Here is a 21,791-nt window from a genome sequence, read left to right as displayed (position 1 = left end):
GACGAAGAATCTTCCGGGAATTTTCGCAAGATCTCGGAGGGGGTTTCATGGGAGTCAGTGGCGCTGCGGGGTTGGGGCAGAACATTCGTCAAACAACGGGACTGTTGAGTCGCTGGTGGTCTCTTGCGTACGACGGCGAATGGTTCCCGAGGTTCCTGGCTGCTCGATCGATGTTGGGGACAGCCAGGGTGGTCGTCACCTTTTGGTGTGCTGTGTTCGTGGCACTCGCCGTACTGGCTCAATTCGTGAAGGGTGGCGCAACCGAGCTCCCTGAACGGCTCGCGGCGGGCGCAGCATGCATGATCGCGCTCTACTGCATGATTCGCTGGTCACTCGGTCGGTCTTGGCCGAGTCACCATCAATCCGTTCGTTTCGTTTCGCTCACCAATATCTGCTTGTCCTTGATACTTCTCGCCGGAATCCATTCGAGCTTCCTGGCATTGACCGGCACCGTTCTGTTCGTGGTCGTCGCGAACTATTCGTCGGTATTCCACAGCCCTCGAATAGTCACCGCACAGATCACCGGTGCGCTGTTCGTCGTTGCGCTACTGACAATTCGAGCTGTAACCGATCCGGATACCGACTCTTCGCTGTCGGTGTCCACTGGATTCGTCATCGGGTGTGTTATCGCTTCAGCCTCGATGACCGTGCATTTCCTCGTCCTGTATTTGACCGACGACGCACGACACTCTTGGCGTGATCCACTCACCGCTGCCCTGAATCGACGTGGGCTGCACAATGTCTGGCAACAGTTGTTCGGTGTCGGCGAACTCCAAGGACACGTAGTCCTTGCGGTGGTGATCGATGTCGATTCGTTCAAGAGCGTCAACGACAAACTGGGTCACGCGGAAGGCGATCGGATGCTGGTGACAGTCGGCCGGCGCCTGAACTCGGTGGTCGGAGAGGTCGGGCTGGTGGCGCGGACTGGCGGCGACGAGTTCGTGATTCTCATGCCCGTGGAGCCACGTCGCATCGAACAAACCGTGGTGGACATTCACAATTCGATATCGCGGCCCGCCGGCCGGCAGTCGATTTCCGTGAGCGTCGGAGCCAGCGTGTGGCTGTCCTCGACAATCCCGGACGCTTCGGGAACCATCGATCGGATTCTTGCCGATGCTGACAACGCGATGTATCGGGCGAAACGACGAGGTGGAGACCAGGTAGCTTGGGCAGTAACGCATCTAAGCTGAATCGGCACGACTACCTGCCGATCGAATTCAGAGCGCCGCTTCGCTGTCGTTCGCCGGATCCAGCTGATCCTGGGTTGCCGCCCAACTCGCCAAGAGTTTGAGTGCGTCAGCCGTGGGCGTCCCGGGCGCCGCGGTGTAGACCAGCAGTGTCAGCCCGGGATTGGACGGCAGTTCCATCGCCTCGAAGTTCAGCTCCAGGTCTCCGACGACGGGGTGACGAACCTTCTTGAATCCCGTCCGATGAAAGCGCACATTGTGTTTCGCCCACCGGGTGCGGAATACCTCACTGCGAGTGGCAAGTTCACCGATGAGCTCGGTCAGCGCCTTGTCATGGGGATTGCGCCCCGCTTCCGAGCGGAGCATCGCGGCGATGTCGTCTGCCGCGCGCTCCCAATCCACGAAGAAGTCCTGCGATGCCGGGTCCAGGTACACGAACCGGGCGTTGTTCGCCGGCCTACGTGGATCGGCCAACACCGGCGAATACAACGCGCGCGCCATACGATTGGCCGCCAGCATGTCGTGCCTGGCATTACGTACCCACGCCGGTGCGTCGGTGATGGCGTCGAGTATCTGCTGAATCGCCGGGCTCACGCCCTTGGGGGCGGGCCGCTTTCTACTCGGTGCGCCTGCACTGGCCGCCTTCGCGAGGTCGTACAAGTGGGCAGTTTCGGCTTCGTCGAGTTGCAGTGCTCGGGAAAGGCTTTCGAGCACCGAGTCCGACGCTCCCGCCAGATTTCCGCGTTCCATGCGCACGTAGTAGTCGATGCTCACACCGGCGAGCAGAGCGACTTCCTCACGGCGCAACCCCTTGACGCGACGGTTTCCGCCGTAGGCCGGCAGCCCTGCCTGCTCGGGTGTGATGCGAGCACGACGGGAGCTGAGGAATTCGCGGATCTCGGCTCGGTTGTCCATGCAGTTCACGTTACTCGAGCGGAGAAGACCGAGGGAGGTACTGCCGTTACCTGGAACAACAGACACTCCCGCGCCCGCGAGGCGTGGCGTTGACTGATTGCAGTCGACCGGTCCACGCCGAAACGTCGACTTCGAAGCACGCGACACCAGAAGCAAGAGGGGACACCATGCGAGCAACCATCATGTACGGCGCCGGAGACGTTCGAGTCGAGACCGTGCCCGATCCGGCACTGCAGCAGCCGACGGACGCGATCGTGCGGGTCGTCAGGGCGTGCGTTTGCGGCTCTGACCTGCACCCTTACCACAACATGCCGGCCACGCCCGGTGGCTCCCCGATGGGCCACGAATTTGTCGGAGTGGTGGAAGAGACCGGTCGCGAGGTGTCCACGTTGAAGAAGGGCGACTTCGTCATCGCCCCCTTCGCCTGGTCCGACGGGACGTGCGACTTCTGCCGCGAAGGCTTGCAGACGTCTTGCCGACACGGTGGATTCTGGGCCGGAAACGGGATCGGAGGCGGTCAGGCAGAGGCCATCCGAGTGCCGTTGGCAGACGGCACCCTGGTCAAGGCGCCGGTCGGTGAGGATTCCGAACTCCTACCGTCACTGCTCACACTCTCCGACGTCTTCGGCACCGGCTATCACGCGGCGGTCAAGGGTGGCGTCAACCAACGCACGACGGTCACGGTCATCGGCGATGGAGCCGTGGGGCTGATGGCAGTGCTCTCCGCCAAACGCCTCGGCGCCGAGCGCATCATCCTCATGGGGCGCCACAAGACCCGCACGGATCTCGGTCTCGAGTTCGGAGCCACCGACGTGGTTGCCGAACGTGGAGACGAGGGCATCGAGAAAGTCCGCGAACTGACCGGAGGCGACGGCACTCATGTCGTCCTCGAAGCGGTAGGTCACATGCCTGCCTACGAGCAGTCGCTCGGAGTTGTCCGACCGGGCGGCGTCATCAGCCGAGTCGGAGTACCCCAATACGAAGAAGCTCCAATCGGATTCGGGACACTCTTCGGACCCAACATCACACTCACCGGTGGACCGGCCCCGGTGCGCGCGTACATCGAAGAGCTGATGCCGGATGTGCTCGATGGAAAGATCGAGCCGGGCAAGGTCTTCGACCACACCGTCGGACTCGACGACGTAGCGGAAGGCTACCGAGCCATGGACTCCCGTGAATCGTTGAAGGTCCTCGTCCGCCCGTAGTCCACCACTTGCGAAAGTCCACCACTTGCGAAGAAGATGCGCGTGACCCACATTGCCACCCGTCCTGTTGCCGGTCGCATCAATCCCACCGCGATCCTGGCGATCATTCTGATCAGCTATTTCATGATCCTGCTCGACAATTCGATCATCTTCACCGGGCTACCCAGCATCCAAAGCAGCATGGGTTACTCGGCAACCGGGCTGTCCTGGGTCCAGGACGCCTACACCCTGGTGTTCGGCGGGCTTCTCCTGCTGGGTGCTCGTCTCGGGGACATCTTCGGCCGTCGTCGCGTATTCGTGGCCGGTCTCGCGATTTTCGCGATTGCGTCGTTTCTCGTCGGGGTCGCTCCGAACGGTTGGTGGCTCATCGCAGCGCGCGCTCTCCAAGGCGTCGGAGCAGCAGTGGTCGCCCCGGCGTCGCTGTCACTGCTGACCGCCAGTTTCCCGCCCGGCCCGGAGCGAACGCGCGCTGTTGCCTGGTACGGCGCTGCTGCGGGAATAGGCGCCAGCCTCGGACTCGTGATCGGCGGCGCCCTTGCCGACTGGGTGTCTTGGCGCGCAGGCTTTTTCATCAACGTTCCGATCGGTATCGCGATGATCGCTCTCGCTCCCCGGTTCATTCCGGAAACCGAGCCCAACTCCGGACGTTTCGATGTGGCCGGCGCTGTTCTCGCCACACTCGGGATGACCGCGCTCGTCTTCGGCACCGTCAACTCGGCCGAAGCGGGGTGGACCTCACCGATCACCGTTGCGACACTGGCGGCCGGGGCGATACTACTGACCTTGCTCTTCCTCAACGAAGCGAGAGCGGAGCAGCCGATCATGCCACTGAGGTTGTTCCGTAGCCGGGAGCGATCCGGGGCGTACGCCGCCCGAATGCTCTATCTGGGTGCCATGATCGGATTCTTCTACTTCACGACTCAGCTACTCCAAGGCGTCATGGGCTTCAGCGCGTTCCAAGCAGGCATCGCCTTCTTCCCGATGACGATCGTCAATTTTGCTGTGGCGATGCTTATTCCGCGACTGACACCGCGATTCGGAAATTCCGCAATTCTGTCGGTTGGCATTGCCGTCACCCTAGCCGGGATGGCGTGGCTCAGTCTGGTCCATCCCGGCAGCACGTACCTCACTGCGATAGCACTTCCGATAATCTTGATCGGCGCCGGACAGGGGTTGGCTTTCGCCCCACTGACTTCTGCCGGCATCTCCGGGGTACAGGCCGAGGATGCCGGTGCCGCATCAGGATTGGTCAACACTGCACATCAACTGGGCAGTGCTCTCGGACTCGGCATCCTCGTCGCAGTCTCCGCGGGCGCCGGATCCTCTGCCGACGACGCTACAACGGCACTCACCGATCACGTATCAACGGCTCTCACCGCAGGCACCGCCCTGCTCGCCGCTTGTCTCGTCATCGTCCTCGCACTGATCGTCCCGGCTACGAGAACGCGAAGTACCGCAAAGCAATTCGACCAGGAGAAAGGAAGCCGAGATGTCGCACTCGTGGACCGAGGCTGAACTGACCAAGATCGGCGACGCCGAGGAGTTGCAGGTCTCCTCGTACCGCCGAGACGGAACCGCAAGGCCGTACGTCACGATTTGGGTTGTCCGTACCGACAACCAACTGTACGTTCGCTCGGCCTACGGAACCGACAACCCGTGGTTCGTCCGAGCAACGGCAAGTGGAACGGGCCGAATCCGAGCAGGAGGAATCGAGCGGGACGTGGCGTTCGAGTCCGCCGCACCGGATGCCCACTCGTCGATCGACTCCGCCTATCACACCAAGTACGACCGCTACGGCCCGCAGATCGTCGGCTCCGTCACCGGCCGCGCCGCCGCACCCAACACCATTCGACTTGTTCCGCTGACGCAGAACTGAACCGCCCCTTTCGATTCCGAGGAGACCTCATGGAAATCTTGAAGCCCCAGCCCACCAGCAAAGCACCCAGCGACTGGTTCACCGGCGACGTCTGGTGGGACGTCATCTACGCCGGCCAGGAGCCGTCGAGGATGCGCGCCAACATGGTTCGCTTTGCACCGTGCGCGCGAACCGACTGGCACTCCCATGCAGTCGGACAGACCCTCCACATCGTCTCCGGTACCGCGCTGGTTCAAGCTCGCGGCGGCGAGATCGTCGAAGTCCACCCGGGTGAGACCGTCTACACCCCAGCGGGAGAGGAACACTGGCACGGCGCGGCACCCGACCGTTTCATGAGCCACCTCGCACTGTGGGAAGGACCCGGCGACGGAGGCACCGAAACTACATGGGGCGACAAAGTCACCGATGAGGAATACGGCGGTCCCCGCGCCAAACGTCGTTGAGACCGGACACCTCTCAGATACGGCGCATCACGGAAACAACTTTGCCCAGGATGACCGCGCGATCGCCGTCGATGACGCTGTATGCGGGATTGCGAGGCTCGAGGTACACGTGACCGTCGCGACGCCGGAGCACCTTCACCGTGGCCTCGCCGTCGATCATCGCGGCGACGATCTCACCGGAATGAGCTTCGTCCTGGCGGCGCACCACGACGACGTCACCGTCACAGATCGCTGCGTCGACCATCGACTCACCACGCACCCGAAGTCCGAACACCGTGCCGGAGCCGACGAGCTCGCGAGGAAGCGCAAGCACCTCGTCGGCGTGCTCCTCCGCGAGGATCGGCGCGCCGGCCGCGATGTCACCGACGACCGGAACCGTCACGGTGTTCGACGACGACCGTTCCTTCGCGCCTACGAGGAACGGCCGCACGTCCAACTGCCGAGCCATGGCCGCTCCCCTACGGAGGAAGCCCTTCTCTTCGAGACTCTTGAGGTGCTTGGACACCGTCGACGTCGAGCGCAGACCAACCGCGTCTCCGATCTGCCGTGTGCTCGGCGTGCACCCGTTGGCAGCCACGAGATCCCGGATGGTCATCAGAATCTGCTGCTGGCGGAGCGGCAGGGAGGAGGCGTCGAGGCCACCGAACATGTCGAGATCGTCGTAATCGGTCACGATGAGAATCGTAGTGAGGGGTCCCGACATCCAGGCCAGGCAGTCGGAGTCTGCCAGAAACGGCACAGGCAGTTTGTTTCCCGAGCGGCGCATGGCACGCTGAGCTGATGGAGCCTCTCGAACCGATGCGCCCGGTCAGTGTTCCCGCCGACACCCATAAGTCGACGCCGATCTGGAAGTCGGCACCGGTCACTTTGGGAACGGTGGGTGTGTTTGCCTACGCATTGATGTCCGCGAGAACCGGCGTCGTCGAAGTTGCACTTGGCGCGGCGATCGCGATCGCCGGCGCCGCCCTCTACTGCATGTCAGTGATGCGCACGATCAGAGAAAACTCGTGCAGCCGCGTACCTCTGCTCGGAACCCCACCCGTCTCGCCCCGTGACGTCGACCTGCTCGCCGGGGCCGGGATGCCCTTGATCATGGGCGGATCGTTGCTGGCCATACGAGCAGCGGGATGGACCTGGCCATATCTCTATCTCGGACTGCTCGCCGTGATCATGGTCGCTACCTATGTTCTTCCCGTGGTGGTGCACAACCGACGATTACGGAAGCGAACTCACCGATCGCAAACCCCGTGACGCGGGTACGTCGACGCAACATCTCCAGCACATTCTCCGACGTCCCCACTGGTACGACCGGTCCATCCCCCGGTGGAGCCGACTATGCGCTGGCGACCTTGCTATCAGGCACGACAGCAATATCGACCTTGCTGAACTGCAGCACACCGTCTTCGATCTCGGCGTCGTGCATCAGCTTGCGGTCGCGGTAGTAATTGTTGACCACTTTCCACGCGCCGCGGGCACCCTGACGCGGCATTTCTCCGTCGCCGCGCTGGATGTAGCCCGAGGTCAGGGCTCCGCCCATGAGAGATTCTTCCGCGAAGTCCTCAGGTTCGGCGTGAACCTCGAAAGTCGTGTAGTCGCGCTTACGCATGATCTTGAGTACGCGACACAGATAGGACGCGGCCAGGTCGGCCTTGAGCGTCCAGGATGCGTTGGTGTAGCCGAGGATCATCAGGAAGTTCGGAATGTCGGAGTAGAGCACGCTCTTGTAGGCGACCGTCTCGTTGAGCTTGACGGGCTCGCCGTCGATGCTCATGGTCGCCCCGCCCAGGATCTGTACGTTCAAGCCGGTCGCCGTGACGATGACGTCGGCCTCGATTTCGCGGCCCGACTCGGTCACGATGCCCTTCTCGGTGAACGTGGCGATACGGTCGGTGACGATGTCGGCCTTGCCGCTCTTGAGCACCTTGAACAGGTCCCCGTTGGGAACCACGCACAGGCGCTGATCCCACGGGTTGTAGTTGGGGGTGAAGTGACGCAGGTCCACGTTCTTGCCGAGTTGCAAGCGGATCTGGGTGAGGAACAGCTTCTTCGCCAGCTTCGGATTGGTGCGTGAGAGCTGAAAGCTGGCGCGTTGCAGTGCGATATTGCGGGCTCGACCGATCTTGTAAGCGATCTGGTCGGGAACGCGCGCAAGCTTGAGACCCTTGGCAACAGGGTCCTCGGACGGCAGCGCCTGGATCCACGTGGGCGAGCGCTGCAGCATGGTGACGTGACCGGCGGTGGGGGCCATCGACGGGATCAGGGTGATCGCGGTGGCACCGGAACCGATGACCACTACCTTCTTTCCGGTGTAATCGAGATCCTCCGGCCAGTGCTGCGGGTGCACGATCTGACCGCGGAAGTCGTCCTCACCGGGGAAGGCGGGGCGGTATCCCTTGTCGTAGTTGTAGTAACCACAGGCGCCGACGAGGACGTTCGCGGTCCACGTCTCGGTCTCCCCCGTCGCCTCGACCAGGACGGTCACGGACCACTGTGCAGTCGCGCGATCGAAGTCCATTGCCACGACCTTGCGGCCGAAGTTGATGTGGTCGGTGACGCCGTATTCCTTGGCGGTTTCCTCGACGTAGTCACGGATACTGGCGCCGTCTGCGAGCACTTTGGTTCCGATCCACGGACGGAAACCGAATCCGAAGGTGAGCATGTCGGAATCCGAACGGATGCCGGGATACTTGAACAGGTCCCAGGTGCCACCGATGTTCTCGCGGCGTTCGAGGATCGCGTAAGTGCTTCCGGTCTGCTCACGAATGAGGTGGCAAGCCGCGCCGATTCCGGACAAGCCAGCGCCGATGATCAGTACGTCGACATGCTGTGTCATGAGGAAACTCGTTTCGTCGGTCGTCGCGAAGCTACTTCTGGCGTCGGCAGTGACCGAGAACGATCGGCCGGTTCAGGCCGGGTTCCCTAAGGTCAGCGCCAATGAACAGGGTATGTGCAACTGACGGTAACAGTCAATATCTCGACCCGGCCGCGTACGGAACATTGAGGTGCGACGCACCGGCCTCGCGGAAACTCGATCGAGACGCCTGAATGCCTCGAGCCATTGGGGAGTCGTTCACGTCGTCGACGGAACGCCTAATGGCTCGTCTACGCGGGATACTCATCGCCCAAATATTCAGCGCCCTAGCATAATTCGAAGGTCCACGATCAGGTGTCGAACGCGCGAGTTTCCATGGGAGGACGGGCAACTGCGATATCGCCGTAACCTTCGTGCGCATCAGCGGAAAGGTCACTGCGATAGCTAACCTGCTGACGAAACCACGCTGAAAGCAACGGTTTTGGTTTCGCAGCGAAGAGAGCGGGCGGAGTGGACCTCCACCGGAGATGTAGTCGCTATGACACTCTCCAGCACAGTCACCGTGTACACCACTCAAGGCGATCGAGGGTTCGCCAATGCAATCGCTGCCGGAATCAGCGCCAGGGCTTATTCCGAGCCACAAACCGCAGACATGAGCCTGTTAAGGCATCACACCAGCGATCACGGTAGAGCGCTCGTTCTCCTACCACTCGGGGGCGTCGATTGGCAGGTGAAGGAGCTCTCCGCGCTCGAGGGATCGGTCCTGGTCGGCGATCTCAGTAGCGGCAACTCCATGATTCGGGGGCTCGCAGCGGGCGCCCACGCCGTGCTCAACTCTCAACTGCCATTCACATCCCTGCTCGATGAGCTGCAGGCCGCGATCAACCCCAACTCCGCTCGGTCTGCACACGACAAGTCCTCGCTCGTACAACGCATCCGGTTGCGCACCGAAGAATTCGCACGAATCAGCAGTCTCACCGATCGCGAGTTCGAGATCGTGGGCCTTCTCTACGGAGGCTCGAATGTCGACTCGATTGCTCGAACCGCCCACATCGCACCGACCACGGTTCGCGCCCACATCCGAAGCATCCTGCAAAAACTGGGGGTGCATTCCCAGCTGGAGGCATGCGCGATGCTCCGCCGCTCTGGTCACGACGCACGCAGACACCCACTGGAACTTCGGATCGGACGCTTCTAGCAGGAAGTGCCCCAGACACACTCGCCGAGATGGGGTGCCGCCCCTGATCGAACTCGACCTTCGAAAAGATCGTCAATTTTGACGATTCGATGACGCGCCCGGACGTCGAATATTAGGTCCTACACGACACCGAAGACACGAGTGAACATCGAAAGGTGCATTCAATCAATGGAATACACACGCACAGTGCCGCGGCATCTTGTCCACAGACATGCTGTTGCCGAGGTTTTCTTGACGGACTACCGGATCGAATCGGACTCGGCGTACCAGGTTGCTGTGCAACTCCCGGTCTCGCACCGGATATTCGACGTATCGAGCGAGCAACACGATCCGCTCGGGGTGGCAGAAGCATTTCGACAGGCAGTGGTGCTTCTGTGCCACACCCGATACGAGATTCCACTGCACTACAAGTTCCTCATGGAAACGTTCAGCTTCGAGATGCTGGACGCGCTCGACGTGCAATCAGTCGCGGAGCCGTTGAGTTTCTCGATGACAGTGGACAACCTCACTCATCGCGACGGAGCGGTTTCGGGGGTCGAAGTGTCGGGGATCCTCAGCGAGGGCAACCGGCACGTCGCCAGATGCAACGCTGTTGCGCGAGGAGTCAGCCCCGAGGGATACCGTCGAATTCGGCAAGGACGAGAAGACCACCGCCCGAGCCGGCGCATCCTTCCTTCCGGAGCCGCGGTGGTCGGATCGGAGCGAGTCGGACGCCTAACCGATGGAGATGTGCTCATCAGCACTGATCCTGCTCGGCACGCGATGTTCTGCGCTCCCGATCCACGCAACCACTCCCTTTTCGACCACCCCGTCGACCACATCCCAGGAATGATACTTTTCGAGGCCGCCCGACAAGCGCTCCGATTTCACATCGGCAACCCAGCAACAAAGATCGCCTCACTCTCGGCGGTCTTTCCGAGGTTCACTGAATGGGAAACGCCGTGCGAGGTGTCAACGATCCCCCTTGACGCGTCGGGCCATGTGCACCGAGTTCGGTTCACTCAAGAACTGGAAACCACCGCGGAACTCGAAATTACAGTTGCGGACCAATCATGAGAGGGAACGAACACGTTCTTCTCGTCGCGTCTACCACGTCAAGCGCTCGGTGCTTCCCACTCTCTCGGTGCAAGCGCCGCCAGTTGCATGACGTGCGCCAACTTGTCCTCGCGGACGATCGTTGGCAGCACCAGGTTCCACATCTGACTCAACCGCTCGTACAGATCGGTTCTGCCCGTCAGCATTTCCGAGAGAATCTGCACTCCGGTGAACGACCCCACCACAAATCGAGCCAACGCGTCTATATCGGTGCCCGGGACGATATCGCCGGCTTCGGCCGCTTGGGTTGCCACCTGCTTGATAGCCTCGATCCAATCGAGGTACGGCTGTTCGATGGGGCCTTGAATACTGCCGATCTCCATCGTCAACCGCATGCCACCTCGCGCGATGGGCTCGGTCACAAGCTGCCGAGCCATCTCCTGCGAAACGAGCACCAGGGTTTCGACCGCGATGTCGGAGTGCGCAGCAACCCGCCGGGTACCCTCCATCGCCATACCGTGCTGCGCTGCGATGACCGCGTGCGCAAGCTCCTCCTTGGACGCGAAATGAAAATACATCGCCCCCTTCGACACACCCCCGTGCTGCAAGATCGTGCCCAAACTGGCGGAGTACCCGAACTTCTCGAAGCTCTTCGCAGCACCCAAAATGACGGCCTGGCGCGTCAGGACAGCACGCTCCTGCATGATCTACCCAGCTCTCGTTGCCGACGGAATGAATCTCAACGATACGTCGAAAGAGCTCGCAGCAACGCTCTCGACACGGACACACCGTGACGACTCTGGTACTCGGGGCCACTGGTTTCATCGGCTCCGCAGTGATGAAACAGCTGGTTTCCCGCGACGGAAACGCTGCAATCGGTTTCGTTCGCACGGCCACCGCAGCCAAACAGTTCGGCCGTGAAGGAATCGCCACCGTGATCGGCGACATCAACGAAAGTGCTTCTCTACGACTTGCAATGAGTCAGGCGTCGACCGTCATCTGTTGCGTGTCGTACGTGGGCGACGACGAACAACAGTGCGTTCACGTCAACCAACACGGCGTACAGAACGTTGCGTCGATGGCCGCCGACGTCGGCGTCGAACGCTTGCTCTACGTCAGTACCGCGGCCGTGTACGGGCCGGGACCGTTTCGAGACTTGCCGGTCAACGGCGCACCTCTCAGCCCCTTCTCACCTGCCAGTCGCACGCGCGCTCTCGCCGAGAAGTTCGTGCGCGACGCCGGAGGCCTGGTCGTCCGGCCGCATCTCGTGTACGGACCCGGCGACAGATGGTTTCTTCCGACACTGACGCGAATTGTCTCTCGCCTCGACTCGATCATCGACGGCGGTAGCGCTGTCCTGTCGGTAGTCGACGTAGACCTACTCGCCCGATCCATCTACGAGTTGTCGATAGAACAGCAATTTCGCTACGGCTCAACACTTCACGTCAACGAGCCTGTCCCGCGGACAGTCATCGGCCTTCTCGAGCAACATGCACGGGAGACCAACTGGACTCTGCCCCAGAACTCTATCCCCCGCGCCGACGCGGTGAAAGCTGCTGCCCAGCTGAGTCTCGACATGCACCAGATCGACATGATCAGCCTCGATCACTGGTTCCGGTCGAGACTGTACTGATGGCACACGGATCACTCTCGCCAAAATACCTGTCTCCCAACCTTTTCAGCCCTCCCTATTGTTCAGCCTCAGCAATCAATAGGACCTATTTCGCAGTCACTACAGGCGAACAGAGAGAGCTCTGATCGACGAAAACCACGGCTGCACAAAGACGGCAGTGATCGCGCACACCGAAGAAGCGGCGTTCACGCAACTGGCAGCAGCCTGGGGCTCCCTTCCGTCCGCCTTCGCCACCGAATGCAGTGTGTGGCGATCATGTCGTGCGCGACGAAACGGCCAGGAGCTCTGACATCACGGGAGAAGGCTCTCCATCTCGCTGACCTCGACTACCGTCATCTGAACCAGAAAACGGGAGAACAGATGCTCACTGCGGATATTTTGCTGTCGGGCCCGCGCGGGCGCCGGATGCTGCTCGCGTATGCGATCGACGCCGAACTCGCCCTGCGTCCCGAGTCAGGCGACGACATGTTCCGCATCAGCGCTCACCGGGCGGCGTATCACCTCGACGTCGGACAAGGAACCTCCCGAGTGTTGTTCGGCCCGGGCGCCGAAGAGGCCCGGCAGACCATAGTCACCGCGGAGGACGTGGCGCGCAGCCTCACGGAAATATCGCTCCCCGACGTCACCGCCGTCGATCTACGCTCCGCCCTCGCAGAAGCGGTCGATGCGGCGCGTTACTGGCAGGATCCCGACGGAGAAGACGTCCTCGTCGCCACCGAAGTTATGCGCGATGAGCTTCGACGCGTCGCCGAGCACATCGCCGGCTCCGAATGCGCGCGGTGGTGGTCAACCTCGCTCGCCTCATCCGACCAATGGTCGATTATGAGCAGAGGTGAGGAATCTCCGGACACAGACGAAGTGCCTGCTGCGCAACAACTCCTCAGCGAGTGGCGCACGAGCACCCTGGAATCTGAAGCGAGAGCTGAACGTGACCGCCCGGTGGATCCCGCGGCGAACTGGTCAGGTTATTGGTGGTCGAATCCACCCACTAAGGGTTCGACGAGGGCGCTGTTCGACGGGACTCCGGCGGGCTTGTGGTTCGTCGAAGACAGCATGGGATGGGAACGGGTCGTCGTGCGAGCATTGCGGCCACCGACTGGCGCACGCATCTACGAGATCGACAGCGCGCAAGCCTGGTCGGAGCTGTGCAGACGGTTCCCGCTCGAGGTCACCGCAGAAACGCGGCAGGTTTGGTACCGGACTACCGGCCGATCAGGCAGGTGGGTCATCCCCGACTGGGTGCAAGTCGCGGAAAGATTTGAGGGAGTGCACCTTACCGTGACGGGATACCTCGCGGCAGCAGGAACCGCGATCGAGGTCGATACCGACACGGCGAGCGTCATCGCGGGCTGGGCACCCGACGAAACATACTGGTTCACCGATGCTGCCACCTACATCTCCGAGCCGTGTGTTTGGGTGCTGCACGACGGCCCGGAAGTGACCGACCAGCCCGCGTGGACGCTGGAATCGCAGCAATGACCCGCACGTGAGGGCCTGCTAGGTATGAGGTTCCGCGAGGAATCGATCGCAGTTGCCCTCCGAGTCGAGTCAACTGCCCCGTGCGCGGTCGGCAGGAGCACTCACGTGCACGCAGACATGCAGAAGGGCGGTACCCGCCCAGGCCGATCCGAACCCGAGTGCCCTAGATCACAAAGGTAAACCTATCCACAAATCGCCAAATGTCCTACATTTGACTCATGCCGGATTCCCGTATCGCACCCACCGCACGCAACATCCCACTTTCAGTGCAGATCGCGGAACAACTGCGGTCCCAGATCACTTCTGGCAACTGGGAATTAGGGGAGAAGATCCCCGGCGAGCATCAACTTGTCGAAATGACCGGCGCGAGCCGCAATACAGTCCGGGAGGCCATTCGTGGCCTCGTCCATGCCGGCCTCCTCGAAGCACGCCCGGGAGACGGAACCTACGTCTGCGCGAGCTCAGAACTCGAAATTGCACTTCAAAGACGTGCAGCGGCGGAGAACGTGCTCGAAATCTTCGAAGCCCGTGAAGCTTTGGAGCTCTACGCCGCCCGACTCGCTGCCGAACGAGCCCTGCCCGAAGACATCGACCGAATGACTCGGGCTTTGGATGGCCGAGACGCTGAGCCCGACGTCGCCAAATCCGTCGAGTACGACCTCGACTTCCACCTGGAGATGTTCGCAGCGAGCGGGAACCAACTGATCACGGACATCTACCGCAGTCTCGATCGCTCTGACACCATGAGCATCCCACAAGGTAAGTCCGACAAGGAGACTCGACAGCTGTTCATCGGACCTTGGACCGACGACGACCCACACCGGCAGCTGCTTGCGGCCATCCGTGACCGCGATCCGGACGGCGCAGCCGCCGCAGTGGTCCGACTGATGGACCACAGCCGATCCCTCTTTCTGCAAAACATGCCGAAGTAGCTGACACACAAGAGGTTCAGCGCACAGACAATCTCAGAAGGGCACACCCATGGCTAACGTCATCTCCGACACCGAAAACGTGGCGTCTGCCCCGAGCGCGATACCGATAATGCGCCGAGGACTCGTTATCGCTGGCATTCTTCTCATCGCAGCCAATCTTCGAGCCTCAATCACAGTCGTCGGCCCGCTACTCGGTGAGGTACGCACCGATCTCGATATCTCGTCGACAACAGCATCAGCGCTGATCAGCCTTCCACTGCTGTGCTTCGCAGTGTTCTCCCCCGTTGCCCCGGTCATCGCAGCTCGGTGGGGAATGGAACGGACACTCGCAGCAGCACTCGGCATGCTCGCCTTAGCGATCGTGATCCGCTCTGTTCCGTGGATGCCTGCGCTGTGGATCGGTACCGTATCGCTCGGCATGACCATCGCAACAATGAACGTTCTACTGCCGGCGCTCCTCAAACGAGACTTCCCGACCGAAGCCGGCCGTTTGACCGGCATCTTCTCGGCGGTCTCTGCAGCCGTCGCCGCAACCGCATCCGGACTTGCCGTGCCGATCGCCGGTCTCACCGATCACGGTTGGCGGATCGCATTCGGAATCTGGGCTGCTATGGCTCTCATAGGATTTGGGGTGTTCCTTCCCCAACTTCGCCGACGCACGCTTCCGAAACACGATCACGCTGCGGCTTTGGATCCCCATCCAGGCGGCCATCGCTCCCCCTGGCGCTCAGCACTCGGGTGGCAGATCACAATATTCATGGGCGTCCAATCTCTCTTCTTCTACACCGTTCTGACATGGTGGCCCACCATTGAAGAATCACACGGCACTACCGCGGCTACAGCCGGACTGCATCAAGGCATCATGCAAATATTCTCGATCGTCGGCAGCCTCCTCACAGCAGTGCTCCTGCACAAACTGCCCAAGGATCAGAGAGGAGCCGTCCTCGGGCTGGTGTCGGTCGCCGCAGTGGCAGTTCTCGGCCAACTCCTCCTCCCCTCCTGGGCCCTGCTGTGGAATGCATTCCTCGGCATCGGCATCGGCGGATCGATTGTCATTGCCTTGTCCTTCTTCGCAATACGCACTGTCAATCACGGTCAAGCAGCGGCACTCTCGGGTATGGCACAGTCCGTCGGATACCTTCTGGCCGCCACCGGTCCCCTCGTTTTCGGTGCACTGCACGACGCCGTCGATTCCTGGACGACTCCGCTGATCGCGTTGCTGGTGCTGCTGGCCGTGCAACTCGTCTTCGGCTCCCTCGCCGGCCGCAACAAGACACTGGGATAAGCGAACCACGGTCGCCTCGAATCCACCCACCAACCTCCCCAGACCCGTGCCGCGACCCGAACTGTCGTCGACGTGCTGAGGTCCGAGGATGTCGACGAGAGAGCGGGGCGCTCAACGGCCTACCGAATTGCACCCGGCCCATCCCCGACTGGTGGATCGGAGCCGGAAGTCGATAATGAGGGCATGAACGAGACACAACCCCACAACCTCGAACGAGAGCGCTGGCGCACGCTGCCAACTCCACCGTCGACCGAGTTGATCGAGATGGTCGGGGACGGACCTTCGAGCGCAGACTTCGACCCTGCTGCACCAGTGGCACAGCAGGGGTGAGACAGTCACGACATTCCGGTATCGCGCAGCGTGATGTTCAACCGTCCGGACGGCAGACCTATGTCGGGACTTGCACTTCCCGCAATAACTTTCGGCACTCCGTGATATGCGAACCGAGACTCTCCACCGAAGACGAAGAGATCACCCGAATGGAGTTCGACATCGGTGTACGGCTTGTTCCGGTTCTCGGAATTCCCGAATCGAAAGACACAACTCTGCCCGACACTCAGTGAGACGACGGGAGCGTCGCAGCGCTCGTCCTTGTCCTGGTGCATGCCCATCCGAGCGCCCTCGTCGTAGAAATTGATCAGCGCGGTGTCCGGCGTGTACCGCTCCCCCGCAGTCGGATCATCATAGGCAGCGGCAACTGCGGCCCGGCCGAGGTCGACGAGCCAGTCAGGCACCGCTGCGACAGGCGCACCGTTCACGTCGTCGGCGGTGCGCGTGTACTTGTACGGCTGCCAATGCCAACCGAGACAGACTGTTTGCACCGACATCTTGTGCCCACCAGGGACAACAGCGGAGCGCATCGGTACGGGTGCGGTCGCCCACCGTCGGCACTCGGCCACCAAGAAGCGTTGCTGTTCGACGCTGAGCCAATCCGGAACGAGGATCGCCCCCGGCGCCACTTCCAATCGTGGCCGAGGAATCAGAGCGTTCATGGTTTCCACGCTAATCGGTTTCGAAGCATTGACACCCTCGGCATGGGCTCGTACCGTAATCAACAGGTTGGTTGATAAAGGAGATGGTTGACAAGTGATCGTGGATCCAGGGGCAGACGAGCGTCTCGACAAAGCGTTCATGGCACTTGCCGACCCGGTACGACGGCGGATCATCGCCCGCCTGAGCACCGGCCCCCAAACGGTCAACGAGTTGGCCGAGCCATTCGAGATCACGAAACAGGCCATCTCCAAACATATTCAGGTACTCGAAGCCGCGGGTTTGGTCACTCGCAGCCGCGAAGCCCAGAGGCGGCCGGTACACCTCAACGCCGCAACTCTCGAGGCTTTGACCGCCTGGATCGACCGCTATCGACTGATCCACGAACAACAGTTCCGCAAGCTCGATCACCTACTCAGCACCACACAGAAGGAGACTTAGCCATGGCTACCACCAATCCCGTCACCATCACGGCTCCTGAGGGCGTGCCGTACATCGACATCACCCGCGAATTCGACGCACCCGTCAGTGCCGTCTTCGCAGCTCATTCGAATCCCGATCTGGTCAAGCAGTGGCTCGGCCCCAACGGATACGAGATGGAGATCGACGAATACGAGTTCGTGAGCGGCGGTCGATACAAGTACGTCCATCGCAACCCCGAGGGCGAAAAGTTCCGGTTCAACGGTGTATTTCACGTCGTTCGCGAGAACGACTTTGCCATCCAGACCTTCGAATACGAGGGATTTCCCGACGTCGTCAGCATCGAATCGATCACGTTCGAGGATCTGGGCAACGGACGCACCCGCCTCTCCGGCCATTCCGTATATCCGAGCCTCGAAGCGCGAGACGGAATGATCGAGAGCAATATGGAGCTCGGCGTCACCGAAGGTTACGAGCGCCTGGACAAGATCGTCGCGCAACTCTGACCACCTGTTTGCCCGAACCTCCTCAGCGAAAGGCAGTTTCATGGACTGGACCCTCGAAGTAGTCATCGTTCCCGTCAGTGACCTCGACCGTTCCATCGAGTTCTACCGTGACAAGGTCGGTTTCGATCTCGACCACCACACCGTCAACGAACACATGACGGTCGCCCAGCTCACTCCGCGTGGTTCGGGCTGCTCGATCGTCATCGGCAACCTGCCGTCGCAAACCGAGATGGCCCCTGGTTCGTTGAAGGGATTGCAGTTGGTCGTGGCCGACGCTGCAGCGGCTCGCCAGGAGCTCATCGACCGCGGCGTCGATGCCAGTGAGGTCACCGTCTTCGACGAGCGTGACGGGGGCACCTTCTTCGGATTCGCCGACCCGGACGGCAATACCTGGGCTGTCCAGCAGCTGAAGGTCCGCGGCGACAAGCCGCTCATTCCGAAGGAGTACCGCGACCGCTTCGGCGCGTAGCAACTGCCTTCCAGGCTGCGTAACCTTCTGGCATGCAGACGGCACAGGGGCGATAGCCGGCCGCAATCGCGGTCGGCTCGTCCGCGAAGAACACCCGACTGGCGACATACCCGCCACGCGCGATTGCCTGCGCGGCCCCTCGACAGTCGAGTCGCCCGTAGATCTTCGTTTTCCGGTGCCCGCCAAGCACACCGGGCGTCGAACTCTCGTAGGGTTTGTTGCGAGCGTCGCGGAGAATGTACGTCTTACTCGGCATCGTGAAGCACCAATCCCAATGTTCTACGCGTACCCGAGTGCACCACGCTGACACCATGTCGCACAGGGGCTCTCGACCACCCACGAGAACTCTGCACCGGTCGATCCCGCGTGGTGAAGATCAAAGCGTGACCTTGCCCGAGAACTGTCACCGTCCCTTTCGACTGGGCGCGCGGCCGCTGTTCCACGAGCAAGAACTCGCCGCCGACGTGGTCGATGCGAGGTCTGTCGAGCCCGATCACGACTTGCAAGGGAAACACCAACTCTCCGTACAAGTCCCGATGCAATGCATTCCAGTCACCAGGTCCGTAGGACAGAAGGATCGGGGTAGGGCGATTCTGACCGGCGTCGTGACACTGATCGATCCATTCTTCGAAAGAATCCGGCCACGGTGCACCCTCGCCCAGCTTGAACGCCCACTCCCGCGCCACGGGCAGGAGGTGTCGGTAGAAGGCGGATCGCATAGCCGTGATCGGCTCCGGTACGGGATCACCGAAGTACCGGTACTCCCCTTGGCCGAAACGGTATCGAGCCATGTCGACGGTGCTCCGGAACCGGTCGACCTCCGAGTACCAGGAAGCAATTTCGCGACATTCCGACTCGTCGAGTATCGGCGTCGTCTGGGCACACCCACTGGAGTCGATTCCCTCGATCAGCGCAGGCCAATCGAGGGATTCAACACGAGCAGACAGAGCGGTGAAGAGGTCCATACGTCGTAGACGACGCGGCGGTCAGGAATGTGAGAATGCCAGCAGCTGGTCAGCCAGATCGTTGTACGTACGGGCGATCCCGGCATAACTGAGCACGGGTTCCGGATTCCAGGTCCCGATCTTCCCCGCCTTCACCGCGGGCAAGTTGGACCACGCAGGATTGGTTCCGAGCGTATCCAGTTGCAAACTGGACGGGCGATCGTCGAGGAAGATCATGTCGGCCGGATAGTGGTCCGCCATCTCCCAAGCCAGTTTCTCGACGTAGACCGACGATCCCGCGGCCGGATCGACGACGGCAAGGCCCAATCCCGCCAGATCTGCAAGGATCGGGAATCCCGAACGACTGACACGAATCGTGTCCGGATCTGCGGACGCGAACAAAACCTGTGAATTATTCAGCGAAGAAGCAACTTCGGAGATCCGTGCACGCGCAGCGTCGTAGTCTTTTCGCTGAGCCTCCATATCCTGGTCCGCCCCGAGTTCCACGGCGAGTTCCACGATCTCTTGCACGGTTCGGTCGATGGTTCCTGCTGCCGTTTCCACGAACAGTACTGTCGACAAGCCTTTCACCGCATCCAAGTTCGCCTCGTCGAGTAGTGCCGAACCACGCAGCTGAGGGACTATGACGACGTCCGGCTCCAGCGAAGCGATCTTCTCGAGTTCCACTTGTCCCCAGAGCTGCCCGACCATGTCGGTCTTCGCGAAATCCAAATTGCCGGAGATGCTGGTGTCCGTTGATCCCGGCGATCGTGTCAGTGCCCCGAAAACTCCGACAGGCACCAGTCCGTAATCCCACAGAGCACCCGCGATACCGGTGTAGGTGACAAATGTCCTTGGTGGTGAATCCAATTCGATCAGATTGTCGCGATCATCGGTGAAGGACCAGCCTGCGTCGCCTTCGCCCCCGGCGTCTGCGTCCGAACGCGAGCAACCGGCCGCTGCCAGCGCAGCAGCCAATCCTGCTGCAGCGCCGAGGAACCTGCGGCGATTCCAGTCCATCTCGATACGCCGGTGCGGTCGTGGAGTGAACAGCGTGGTCATGTGTGTGCCCTTTCGGCGATTGGTTGAACTGTTTCAGGAGTTGACGAACGAGAAAAGAGAAGGATCGACACCAAACCCGTGAGCATTCCGACGCCGGCACAGAAGACCAACGGCCACAGCAAGGCGAACTCGTCCGGACCGACGAAGAGCGAGCCGCACAACGCAATTCCGACGGCAAGCCCGAATTGACGCGACGAGTTGGCTGTTGCCGAAGCCGTCCCGGCGCGCTCTGCCGGGGCGTCCGACATCGCGGCACCCGGCAGCACCGGCGACACCATCGCCGAACCGACACCGGTCAGAATCAGCCCGGCGATCAGTGCGGGCCAGACCGGCTCGGCGAGAACGTACAGCATGGCCACGCAACCGATTCCGCAAAGGATCGTCCCGAATCCGAGCGACAGTCGAAGGTCGACGCGCTGAAGCCGTGATCCACACAAGGCCGATACGAAGACAAAAGCGAGCGGTTGAATCGAGAGCACGAGTGCGGCCGCCGATGCCGACAGTTCCAGCCCGTTCTGCAGCCACAGTGAAAGGACTACGAGCGGGCCGTAGGCCGCGAGGTAGTACCCGAAAGCAGCGACGAGGACGCCGTCGAATTTCAGGGATCGGAACAATGCCGGATCGAGCATCGGACTGCTGCCTCGACGCTGCCAGAACACAAACGCCGTCAGCGCACCGATTGCGATCAGGAAGGCAAGAGCTGTCGACGACGAAGCCCACCCGATGTCGCCGCCCCACGTCACGCCGAGAACCGCGGCAACGGCAGCGAGGGTGAACAAAACGATTCCGGCCCAGTCGATGTTGTCGTCGCCGCGCTCACTGTCGGCGAAACAGAACACAGCCATTGCGAGCGCCACTGCGGCCACGGGGATTCCGGAATAGAAGACCGCACGCCAGTCGAAGAACTGCGTCAGCAGCCCTCCTGCAACATTGCCGATTCCCGCCGCCAATCCAGCGACGGCACCCCACGCGGCAAATGCCACGTGCCGATCGCGGCCCGAATATGCGTCGCCGAGCAGAGGCAGGAGTGTCGCGAACATCGCCGCACCGGCAATTCCTTGCGCGCCGCGAGCAACGACCAGAACCGTGACGTCCGGAGCAATCGCGCACACGGCCGTTGCAACCAGGAACACGACCAGTCCGCAGATGTAGAGGCGTTTGCGTCCCCACGCATCGCCGAGTGCGCCCATGCCCACAAGAAGCGCGGCAAGAGCCAGCGTGTAGGCGTCGACGACCCATGACATCGCGCCCGTACTGCCGTCCAAACCGACTGCGATGGCCGGCACCGCGATCGTTGTGATCGTGGCGTACGTCAGTAACAGGAAAGTTCCGATGCATGCGGCGATGAGCGGCAGCCATCGTCGTGCCGACATGGTCAACCTCCGGATAAGGCGGTAAGT

25 protein-coding genes are annotated in these 21,791 nt (G+C 61.5%); 16 read left to right on the top strand and 9 right to left on the bottom strand.

Going from position 1 to position 21,791, the window contains the following annotated elements; all coding sequences use genetic code 11:
• Nucleotides 1-47: 47 nt before the first annotated feature.
• Nucleotides 48-1,190, top strand: a complete 1,143-nt coding sequence (locus ABIE52_RS25545; protein ID WP_007729732.1) for a GGDEF domain-containing protein — start codon at nt 48-50, stop codon at nt 1,188-1,190.
• A gap of 27 nt (nt 1,191-1,217) precedes the next feature.
• Here ABIE52_RS25545 and ABIE52_RS25540 read toward each other — a convergent pair whose 3' ends face one another.
• Nucleotides 1,218-2,102 (bottom strand): helix-turn-helix transcriptional regulator, encoded by an 885-nt coding sequence (locus ABIE52_RS25540; protein ID WP_007729733.1) that lies wholly within the window; start codon nt 2,100-2,102, stop codon nt 1,218-1,220.
• 167 nt (nt 2,103-2,269) lie between these two features.
• Here ABIE52_RS25540 and ABIE52_RS25535 point away from each other — a divergent pair, with 167 nt between their 5' ends.
• Genes ABIE52_RS25535 through ABIE52_RS25520 form a run of 4 tightly spaced genes read left to right on the top strand, consistent with a single transcriptional unit; the run spans nt 2,270 to nt 5,626 of the window.
• Nucleotides 2,270-3,307 (top strand): zinc-dependent alcohol dehydrogenase family protein, encoded by a 1,038-nt coding sequence (locus ABIE52_RS25535; protein WP_030536486.1) that lies wholly within the window; start codon nt 2,270-2,272, stop codon nt 3,305-3,307.
• 42 nt (nt 3,308-3,349) lie between these two features.
• Complete coding sequence (locus tag ABIE52_RS25530; RefSeq protein ID WP_192712164.1) at nt 3,350-4,822, top strand: MFS transporter; 1,473 nt, start codon at nt 3,350-3,352, stop codon at nt 4,820-4,822.
• On the top strand, nt 4,797-5,183 hold the full coding sequence (locus ABIE52_RS25525) for a DUF2255 family protein (RefSeq protein WP_007729735.1): 387 nt from the start codon (nt 4,797-4,799) through the stop codon (nt 5,181-5,183). Before ABIE52_RS25530 ends, ABIE52_RS25525 begins: the two co-directional genes overlap by 26 nt.
• 29 nt (nt 5,184-5,212) lie before the next feature.
• Nucleotides 5,213-5,626: a (R)-mandelonitrile lyase gene (locus ABIE52_RS25520; protein ID WP_007729736.1), complete on the top strand. Its 414-nt coding sequence runs from the start codon at nt 5,213-5,215 to the stop codon at nt 5,624-5,626.
• Nucleotides 5,627-5,639: 13 nt separating this feature from the next.
• On the opposite strand, the gene lexA is transcribed toward ABIE52_RS25520, so the two are convergent.
• Complete coding sequence (gene lexA, locus ABIE52_RS25515; protein ID WP_192712350.1) at nt 5,640-6,329, bottom strand: transcriptional repressor LexA; 690 nt, start codon at nt 6,327-6,329, stop codon at nt 5,640-5,642.
• 77 nt (nt 6,330-6,406) lie between these two features.
• Between lexA and ABIE52_RS25510 the strand changes: the two genes are divergently transcribed.
• A complete protein-coding gene (locus ABIE52_RS25510; RefSeq protein WP_054781331.1) occupies nt 6,407-6,877 on the top strand; it encodes a hypothetical protein in 471 nt (156 codons plus the stop codon).
• A gap of 82 nt (nt 6,878-6,959) precedes the next feature.
• Here the strand turns inward: ABIE52_RS25510 and ABIE52_RS25505 are convergent, their stop codons facing one another.
• Complete coding sequence (locus tag ABIE52_RS25505) at nt 6,960-8,459, bottom strand: flavin-containing monooxygenase (RefSeq protein WP_003940522.1); 1,500 nt, start codon at nt 8,457-8,459, stop codon at nt 6,960-6,962.
• A 517-nt stretch (nt 8,460-8,976) separates the two neighbouring features.
• Here ABIE52_RS25505 and ABIE52_RS25500 point away from each other — a divergent pair.
• Together ABIE52_RS25500 and ABIE52_RS25495 are read left to right on the top strand one after the other, a co-directional pair.
• Nucleotides 8,977-9,636, top strand: a complete 660-nt coding sequence (locus tag ABIE52_RS25500; protein WP_192712163.1) for a helix-turn-helix transcriptional regulator — start codon at nt 8,977-8,979, stop codon at nt 9,634-9,636.
• A gap of 168 nt (nt 9,637-9,804) precedes the next feature.
• A complete protein-coding gene (locus ABIE52_RS25495) occupies nt 9,805-10,692 on the top strand; it encodes a ScbA/BarX family gamma-butyrolactone biosynthesis protein (protein WP_021331802.1) in 888 nt (295 codons plus the stop codon).
• A 38-nt stretch (nt 10,693-10,730) separates the two neighbouring features.
• On the opposite strand, the gene ABIE52_RS25490 is transcribed toward ABIE52_RS25495, so the two are convergent.
• Nucleotides 10,731-11,375 carry a ScbR family autoregulator-binding transcription factor gene (locus ABIE52_RS25490; protein WP_003940238.1) on the bottom strand — a complete coding sequence of 215 codons (645 nt, stop codon included), beginning with the start codon at nt 11,373-11,375 and terminating at the stop codon, nt 10,731-10,733.
• A gap of 86 nt (nt 11,376-11,461) precedes the next feature.
• On the opposite strand from ABIE52_RS25490, the gene ABIE52_RS25485 reads away from it, so the two are divergent.
• The 5 genes from ABIE52_RS25485 (at nt 11,462) to ABIE52_RS25465 (ending at nt 16,330) form a co-directional block, all read left to right on the top strand.
• Complete coding sequence (locus ABIE52_RS25485; protein WP_192712162.1) at nt 11,462-12,304, top strand: NAD-dependent epimerase/dehydratase family protein; 843 nt, start codon at nt 11,462-11,464, stop codon at nt 12,302-12,304.
• Between the two features lie 360 nt (nt 12,305-12,664).
• Complete coding sequence (locus tag ABIE52_RS25480) at nt 12,665-13,783, top strand: hypothetical protein (protein WP_192712161.1); 1,119 nt, start codon at nt 12,665-12,667, stop codon at nt 13,781-13,783.
• Between the two features lie 218 nt (nt 13,784-14,001).
• Nucleotides 14,002-14,715 (top strand): FadR/GntR family transcriptional regulator, encoded by a 714-nt coding sequence (locus tag ABIE52_RS25475; RefSeq protein ID WP_003940486.1) that lies wholly within the window; start codon nt 14,002-14,004, stop codon nt 14,713-14,715.
• A gap of 49 nt (nt 14,716-14,764) precedes the next feature.
• A complete protein-coding gene (locus ABIE52_RS25470; protein ID WP_030536477.1) occupies nt 14,765-16,000 on the top strand; it encodes a CynX/NimT family MFS transporter in 1,236 nt (411 codons plus the stop codon).
• Between the two features lie 183 nt (nt 16,001-16,183).
• Nucleotides 16,184-16,330, top strand: a complete 147-nt coding sequence (locus ABIE52_RS25465) for a hypothetical protein (protein ID WP_020723613.1) — start codon at nt 16,184-16,186, stop codon at nt 16,328-16,330.
• Between the two features lie 5 nt (nt 16,331-16,335).
• On the opposite strand, the gene ABIE52_RS25460 is transcribed toward ABIE52_RS25465, so the two are convergent.
• Entirely contained in the window at nt 16,336-16,992 is a 657-nt protein-coding gene (locus ABIE52_RS25460) for an alpha-ketoglutarate-dependent dioxygenase AlkB family protein (protein ID WP_037128920.1), read from the bottom strand.
• 94 nt (nt 16,993-17,086) lie between these two features.
• Between ABIE52_RS25460 and ABIE52_RS25455 the strand changes: the two genes are divergently transcribed.
• From ABIE52_RS25455 to ABIE52_RS25445, 3 genes are read left to right on the top strand one after another with little or no spacing between them, the layout of a single operon-like run.
• Nucleotides 17,087-17,431 (top strand): ArsR/SmtB family transcription factor, encoded by a 345-nt coding sequence (locus ABIE52_RS25455; protein WP_003939956.1) that lies wholly within the window; start codon nt 17,087-17,089, stop codon nt 17,429-17,431.
• A gap of 2 nt (nt 17,432-17,433) precedes the next feature.
• The gene (locus tag ABIE52_RS25450) at nt 17,434-17,916 is read left to right on the top strand and encodes an SRPBCC family protein (protein WP_192712160.1); all 483 of its coding nucleotides are present in this window, start codon (nt 17,434-17,436) and stop codon (nt 17,914-17,916) included.
• A gap of 40 nt (nt 17,917-17,956) precedes the next feature.
• On the top strand, nt 17,957-18,385 hold the full coding sequence (locus ABIE52_RS25445; RefSeq protein WP_003940449.1) for a VOC family protein: 429 nt from the start codon (nt 17,957-17,959) through the stop codon (nt 18,383-18,385).
• Here ABIE52_RS25445 and ABIE52_RS25440 read toward each other — a convergent pair.
• The 4 genes from ABIE52_RS25440 to ABIE52_RS25425 are packed head-to-tail and all read right to left on the bottom strand — an operon-like array spanning nt 18,348 to nt 21,764.
• Nucleotides 18,348-18,641, bottom strand: a complete 294-nt coding sequence (locus ABIE52_RS25440; protein WP_007729748.1) for an Ada metal-binding domain-containing protein — start codon at nt 18,639-18,641, stop codon at nt 18,348-18,350. The genes ABIE52_RS25445 and ABIE52_RS25440 overlap by 38 nt on opposite strands.
• Nucleotides 18,631-19,350, bottom strand: a complete 720-nt coding sequence (locus ABIE52_RS25435) for a 2OG-Fe(II) oxygenase (protein WP_007729749.1) — start codon at nt 19,348-19,350, stop codon at nt 18,631-18,633. The genes ABIE52_RS25440 and ABIE52_RS25435 overlap by 11 nt, the downstream gene beginning before the upstream one ends.
• A gap of 21 nt (nt 19,351-19,371) precedes the next feature.
• Nucleotides 19,372-20,391: an ABC transporter substrate-binding protein gene (locus ABIE52_RS25430; RefSeq protein WP_047271909.1), complete on the bottom strand. Its 1,020-nt coding sequence runs from the start codon at nt 20,389-20,391 to the stop codon at nt 19,372-19,374.
• Entirely contained in the window at nt 20,388-21,764 is a 1,377-nt protein-coding gene (locus ABIE52_RS25425) for an MFS transporter (protein WP_058038287.1), read from the bottom strand. The genes ABIE52_RS25430 and ABIE52_RS25425 overlap by 4 nt, the downstream gene beginning before the upstream one ends.
• Nucleotides 21,765-21,791: the final 27 nt, after the last annotated feature.

This window comes from Rhodococcus sp. OAS809 (assembly GCF_040546695.1).
Classification (GTDB): Bacteria; Actinomycetota; Actinomycetes; order Mycobacteriales; family Mycobacteriaceae; genus Rhodococcus_F; species Rhodococcus_F qingshengii.
Note: the sequence above shows the minus strand (reverse complement) of the source record. Positions and strands in the feature narration are given on the sequence as shown.

Coding starts and splice junctions, on each gene's coding strand:
- ABIE52_RS25495 (WP_021331802.1), top strand. CDS start 9,805: ATGGAATACACACGCACAGTGCCGCGGCATCTTGTCCACAGACATGCT.
- ABIE52_RS25525 (WP_007729735.1), top strand. CDS start 4,797: ATGTCGCACTCGTGGACCGAGGCTGAACTGACCAAGATCGGCGACGCC.
- ABIE52_RS25430 (WP_047271909.1), bottom strand. CDS start 20,391: ATGACCACGCTGTTCACTCCACGACCGCACCGGCGTATCGAGATGGAC.
- ABIE52_RS25505 (WP_003940522.1), bottom strand. CDS start 8,459: ATGACACAGCATGTCGACGTACTGATCATCGGCGCTGGCTTGTCCGGA.
- ABIE52_RS25475 (WP_003940486.1), top strand. CDS start 14,002: ATGCCGGATTCCCGTATCGCACCCACCGCACGCAACATCCCACTTTCA.
- ABIE52_RS25435 (WP_007729749.1), bottom strand. CDS start 19,350: ATGGACCTCTTCACCGCTCTGTCTGCTCGTGTTGAATCCCTCGATTGG.
- ABIE52_RS25490 (WP_003940238.1), bottom strand. CDS start 11,375: ATGCAGGAGCGTGCTGTCCTGACGCGCCAGGCCGTCATTTTGGGTGCT.
- ABIE52_RS25520 (WP_007729736.1), top strand. CDS start 5,213: ATGGAAATCTTGAAGCCCCAGCCCACCAGCAAAGCACCCAGCGACTGG.
- ABIE52_RS25465 (WP_020723613.1), top strand. CDS start 16,184: ATGAACGAGACACAACCCCACAACCTCGAACGAGAGCGCTGGCGCACG.
- ABIE52_RS25480 (WP_192712161.1), top strand. CDS start 12,665: ATGCTCACTGCGGATATTTTGCTGTCGGGCCCGCGCGGGCGCCGGATG.
- ABIE52_RS25460 (WP_037128920.1), bottom strand. CDS start 16,992: ATGAACGCTCTGATTCCTCGGCCACGATTGGAAGTGGCGCCGGGGGCG.
- lexA (WP_192712350.1), bottom strand. CDS start 6,329: ATGTCGGGACCCCTCACTACGATTCTCATCGTGACCGATTACGACGAT.
- ABIE52_RS25500 (WP_192712163.1), top strand. CDS start 8,977: ATGACACTCTCCAGCACAGTCACCGTGTACACCACTCAAGGCGATCGA.
- ABIE52_RS25545 (WP_007729732.1), top strand. CDS start 48: ATGGGAGTCAGTGGCGCTGCGGGGTTGGGGCAGAACATTCGTCAAACA.
- ABIE52_RS25425 (WP_058038287.1), bottom strand. CDS start 21,764: ATGTCGGCACGACGATGGCTGCCGCTCATCGCCGCATGCATCGGAACT.
- ABIE52_RS25540 (WP_007729733.1), bottom strand. CDS start 2,102: ATGGACAACCGAGCCGAGATCCGCGAATTCCTCAGCTCCCGTCGTGCT.
- ABIE52_RS25510 (WP_054781331.1), top strand. CDS start 6,407: ATGGAGCCTCTCGAACCGATGCGCCCGGTCAGTGTTCCCGCCGACACC.
- ABIE52_RS25535 (WP_030536486.1), top strand. CDS start 2,270: ATGCGAGCAACCATCATGTACGGCGCCGGAGACGTTCGAGTCGAGACC.
- ABIE52_RS25440 (WP_007729748.1), bottom strand. CDS start 18,641: ATGCCGAGTAAGACGTACATTCTCCGCGACGCTCGCAACAAACCCTAC.
- ABIE52_RS25445 (WP_003940449.1), top strand. CDS start 17,957: ATGGACTGGACCCTCGAAGTAGTCATCGTTCCCGTCAGTGACCTCGAC.
- ABIE52_RS25470 (WP_030536477.1), top strand. CDS start 14,765: ATGGCTAACGTCATCTCCGACACCGAAAACGTGGCGTCTGCCCCGAGC.
- ABIE52_RS25450 (WP_192712160.1), top strand. CDS start 17,434: ATGGCTACCACCAATCCCGTCACCATCACGGCTCCTGAGGGCGTGCCG.